The sequence below is a fragment of the Paracholeplasma morum genome (assembly GCF_016907055.1).
Classification (GTDB): domain Bacteria; phylum Bacillota_I; class Bacilli_A; order Acholeplasmatales; family UBA5453; genus Paracholeplasma; species Paracholeplasma morum.
Genome location: NZ_JAFBBG010000025.1, coordinates 1 through 2118, shown reverse-complemented (window position 1 = coordinate 2118; position 2118 = coordinate 1). Strand labels below are relative to the sequence as shown.

Below are 2118 nucleotides of genomic sequence, written 5' to 3'. Positions count from 1 at the left end.
AAATATCTAAGTACCTGCAGGAAAAGAAAGTAACAACGATTCTACTAGTAGCGACGAGCGAACGTGGAGGAGCCAGCTTACATAATAGTTACAAAACCATAATATAGACGAGCTGCATGGGAAGGCAGACCAAAGAGGGTGAGAGTCCCGTAGTCGAAATGTTGTGGACTAGGTAAGCAAGAAGTAGGGCGGGACACGAGAAATCCCGTTTGAAGATCGGAGGACCATCTCCGAAGGCTAAATATGTCTTAGTGACCGATAGTGAACCAGTACCGTGAGGGAAAGGTGAAAAGAACCCCGGGAGGGGAGTGAAATAGAACCTGAAACTGTGTGCTTACAATTAGTTAGAGCACGTTAATGTGTGATAGCATGCCTTTTGTAGAATGAACCGGCGAGTTACGTTATAGAGCAAGGTTAAGCCTAGAGGGGTGGAGCCGAAGCGAAAGCGAGTCTGAATAGGGCGAATAAGTTGTATGACGTAGACCCGAAACCGGGTGAGCTAGCCATGAGCAGGTTGAAGTTTATGTAAGAGTAAATGGAGGACCGAACCAGGACACGTTAAAAAGTGTTTGGATGACTTGTGGCTAGGGGTGAAATTCCAATCGAACTCGGAGATAGCTGGTTCTCCCCGAAATAGCTTTAGGGCTAGCGTTAACAGAAGGTTTTATGAAGGTAGAGCACTGAATGTGTGATGGCCCCACCTCGGGGTACTGAGCCCAATCAAACTCCGAATGTCATAAAATAAGGTTAGCAGTCAGACTGTGGGTGATAAGGTTCATGGTCAAGAGGGAAAGAGCCCAGATCGCCAGATAAGGTCCCAAAATTCATACTAAGTGGCAAAGGAAGTGGAGATGCACAAACAACTAGGAGGTTGGCTTAGAAGCAGCCATCCTTTAAAGAGTGCGTAATAGCTCACTAGTCGAGTGACTCTGCGCCGAAAATGTACCGGGGCTAAGTATGATACCGAAGCTGCGAATTTGGATAATATCCAAGTGGTAGGGGAGCGTTCTAACAGCGGTGAAGCTAGATCGGAAGGACTAGTGGAGCGGTTAGAAGTGAGAATGCCGGTGTAAGTAACGAAAAGACAGGTGAGAATCCTGTCCGTCGAAAACCCAAGGTTTCCAGGGGAAGGTTCGTCCGCCCTGGGTAAGTCGGGGCCTAAGGTGAGGCTGAGAAGCGTAGCCGATGGATAGCAGGTAGAGATTCCTGCACTAGTATATAAACTGATGGAGTGACAAAGCAGGCTAACGTCCGCCCCTTAATGGATTGGGGACAAGGAACTAGGGCTGTCGTGTAGGCAAATCCGCACGGCGAGGCTGAGGTTCGGTAGGTAAAGGATGATGACGTCAAACTTTCTAGAAAAGCTTCTAGGGTTAATTTATGTACTACCCGTACCGCAAACCGACACAGGTGGGTAGGAAGAGAATTCTAAGACGCGCGAGAAAACCCTTGTTAAGGAACTCGGCAAAATGACTCCGTAACTTCGGGATAAGGAGGACTTTTAATGAAAAAAGAAAGTCGCAGAGAATAGGCCCAAGCGACTGTTTATCAAAAACACAGGTCTCTGCAAAACCGTAAGGTGAAGTATAGGGGCTGACACCTGCCCGGTGCTGGAAGATTAAGAGGAGAGGTCAAGCAATGAAGCCTTGAATTGAAGTCCCAGTAAACGGCGGCCGTAACTATAACGGTCCTAAGGTAGCGAAATTCCTTGTCAGGTAAGTTCTGACCCGCACGAAAGGTGTAACGATTTGGGCACTGTCTCAACAAGGGACTCGGTGAAATCAAGCTGCCGGTGAAAACGCCGGCTACCCGCGACAGGACGAAAAGACCCCATGGAGCTTTACTGTAGCTTGATATTGATATACTGTGTACTATGTACAGGATAGGTGGGAGACTAAGAAACTAGGACGTTAGTCTTGGTGGAGTCGACGTTGGGATACCACCCTTGGTGCATGGCGTATCTAACTTGTGGATGTGTAATCCAAAGGACAGTGTCTGGTGGGCAGTTTGACTGGGGCGGTCGCCTCCCAAAGAGTAACGGAGGCGCCCGAAGGTACCCTCAGAATGGTTGGAAATCATTCGTAGAGCGCAAAAGCATAAGGGTGCTTGACTGCGAGA

Annotated in this window: 1 rRNA gene; it reads left to right on the top strand. The window is 48.3% G+C overall.

The annotated features are described in order from the left end of the window. Positions 1–2118 (top strand): 23S ribosomal RNA (locus JN09_RS07545); the annotation flags it as partial.